3 protein-coding genes and 1 pseudogene are annotated in these 2359 nt (G+C 76.5%); 3 read left to right on the top strand and 1 reads right to left on the bottom strand.

The genetic code is table 11. The features are described 5' to 3' along the window. From Q0195_RS06700 to Q0195_RS06690, 3 genes are all read left to right on the top strand, one after another. Positions 1 to 837: ATP-binding cassette domain-containing protein (locus tag Q0195_RS06700; RefSeq protein WP_299276215.1), on the top strand; the 837-nt coding region annotated here is incomplete at its 5' end. Then, positions 834 to 1691, top strand: coding sequence for an ECF transporter S component (locus Q0195_RS06695; protein ID WP_299276214.1), 858 nt, complete (start codon positions 834 to 836; stop codon positions 1689 to 1691). The genes Q0195_RS06700 and Q0195_RS06695, both read left to right, overlap by 4 nt. Before the next feature lie 14 nt (positions 1692 to 1705). Further along, positions 1706 to 2077 (top strand): VanZ family protein, encoded by a 372-nt coding sequence (locus Q0195_RS06690; protein ID WP_299276211.1) that lies wholly within the window; start codon positions 1706 to 1708, stop codon positions 2075 to 2077. Here Q0195_RS06690 and Q0195_RS06685 read toward each other — a convergent pair. Beyond that, positions 2031 to 2359, bottom strand: a pseudogene (locus tag Q0195_RS06685) (peptide chain release factor N(5)-glutamine methyltransferase); the annotation flags it as partial. The gene Q0195_RS06690 and the pseudogene Q0195_RS06685 overlap by 47 nt on opposite strands.

The raw sequence follows: 2359 nt of genomic DNA, 5'->3' as shown, positions 1-2359 counted from the left end.
CCACCGACAGCTGAGTTGCCACCGACGGCTCAGCGGCAACCAGCCCCGCGCCCCGCGCCCGGCGAGCCGCTGCTCTCCGCCCGGGGCCTCCACGTCAGTTACGGCGCCGTCCACGCCCTGCGCGGGGTCGACCTCGACCTCCACGCCGGCGAGGTCACCGCCGTCATGGGGCGCAACGGCTCGGGCAAGTCATCGCTGCTGTGGGCGCTGCAGGGCTCCGGTGCCCGTGCGGCGGGGCATGTCCGCCTCTCGTCCGCGCCCGGGGCCCCGGACCCCGCGACCCTCTCCCCCGCCGCGGCCCGCCGGCGCGTCGCGCTCGTCCCGCAGACCCCGTCCCACCTGCTGTACCACGAGTCGGTCGCCGCCGAGTGCGGCGCCGCCGACACCGACGCCGGGGCCCCTCCCGGCACCACTGCCTTGCTCCTCGACCGGCTCACCCCCGGCATCTCCCCGGCCGCCCACCCGCGCGCGCTGTCCGAGGGCGGGCAGCTGGCACTCGCCCTGGCCGTCCAGCTCGCCGCCGCCCCGCCCGTGCTCCTGCTCGACGAGCCCACCCGCGGCCTGGACTACGCCGCCAAGGCCCGGCTCGCCGCGGTTCTCGCCGAGCACGCCGCCCAGGGCGGGGCGGTCGTGCTGACCAGCCACGACGTCGAGTTCGTCGCGGGCTGCGCCACCCGGGTGGTCACCCTGGCGCAGGGCGAGGTCGTCGCCGACGGGCCGGCGCGCGAGATCCTCGTCGCCTCCCCCACCTTCGCACCGCAGACGGCCAAGGTGCTCCACCCGCTCGGCTTCCTCACCGTCGCCGAGGTCCGTGAGTCCCTCGGGGTGCGGACGTGACGGCCGTCCCACTGCCCACCCGCACGCTGGTCGCCCTGGCGGTGACCGGGGTGGTCGGCCTCGTCGTCTTCCTCTGGCCGCTGTTCCTCACCGAGACGGCGAGCGCCGACGTCGTGCACGTCCCGGTGGTCCTCGGGGTGGTGCTGCTCCTCGTCCTCGTCGTGCTGCTCGTCGCGGTCACCGACGGGGGGATCGACGTCAAGGCGGTGGCGCTGCTCGGGCTGCTGTCCGCGGTGGGGGCGGTGCTCCGCCCGCTCGCGGCGGGCACGGCGGGGATCGAGACCGTCTTTCTCCCGCTGGTGCTCGGCGGGCGGGTGCTCGGGCCGGGCTTCGGCTTCGTCCTCGGCTCGACGACGCTCTTCGCCTCGGCGCTCCTCACCGGCGGCGTCGGCCCGTGGCTGCCGTACCAGATGCTCGCCGCCTCCTGGCTGGCGATGGGCGCCGGGCTCCTGCCCCGGAGGGTGCGCGGGCGGGCGGAGATCGCGCTGCTCGTGGGCTATGCCGTCGTCGCCTCCTTCGCCTTCGGGCTGGCGATGAACTTCGCCTTCTGGCCCTTCCAGCTGGGGCTGGGCACCGAGCTGTCGTTCGTCCCCGGCGCACCCGCCGGGGACAACCTCCACCGCTTCCTCCTCTACTCCCTGGCCACCTCCCTGGTGTGGGAGATCGGCCGGGCGACGACGACGGCGCTCGGCATCGTCCTCCTCGGACGCCCGGTGCTCTCCACCCTGCGCCGCGGCGCGGCCCGGGCAGGGTTCGTGCCGGCGGCGACCGGCGGGCCGGAAGCGGTGACCGGCGGGCCGCACGCAGTGACCGGCGGGTCGGCGCGGACGCCGCGCGACGTGCCGTCGGGGTGAGACACTCGCCTGCCATGTCCCCCTCCGTGCGCCGCGCCGTGCTCGTGCTCGCCGTCCTCCTCCACCTCGCCGTGCTCTACGCCCCGACGGTGCCGGACGCCGGTCCCACCGCGGTGCCGGGTGCCGACAAGGTCGCGCACGTCGCGGTCTTCGCCCTCGTCGTGACGGCGGCGCTGTGGGCCGGTCTCCCGGCCCGGGTGGTCGTGCCGCTCGGGCTGGGGCACGCCGTCGTCAGCGAGGTGGTCCAGCACGTCGCCTACCCGGGACGGTCGGGGGACGTGTGGGACGTCGTCGCCGACGTCGTCGGCGTGGGGCTCGGCTGGGGCGCGGTCGCCCTCGTCAGGGCGCGACGCGGCGTGCGACCACCATCCGCTCCCGGCCGGTGAGGTCAGGCACGGTGTGGACGTCGGTGAAGGCGCCGGTCGCGGTGACCTCGGCGCGGACGGCGGCGGCCTGCACCTCGGCGTGCTCCATGACGACGACGCCACCGGGCCGCAGGAGCCGCGCCGCGGTGCGCAGCACGGCACGCGGGACGTCCAGGCCGTCCGCACCGCCGCCGTAGAGCGCGAGGTGGGGGTCGTGGTCGCGGACCTCGGGGTCCTGCGGCACGGCGTCCGGCGGCACGTAGGGCGGGTTGGAGACGACGACGTCGACCGTGCCGTCGAGCT

Source organism: uncultured Georgenia sp. (genome assembly GCF_937958535.1).
In the GTDB taxonomy this organism is placed as follows: Bacteria; Actinomycetota; Actinomycetes; order Actinomycetales; family Actinomycetaceae; genus Oceanitalea.
This window is presented reverse-complemented; position numbering and strand designations above follow the sequence as displayed.

Excerpts from the sequence above, each read along its gene's own strand:
- Q0195_RS06690 (WP_299276211.1), top strand. The coding sequence starts at position 1,706 with ATGTCCCCCTCCGTGCGCCGCGCCGTGCTCGTGCTCGCCGTCCTCCTC.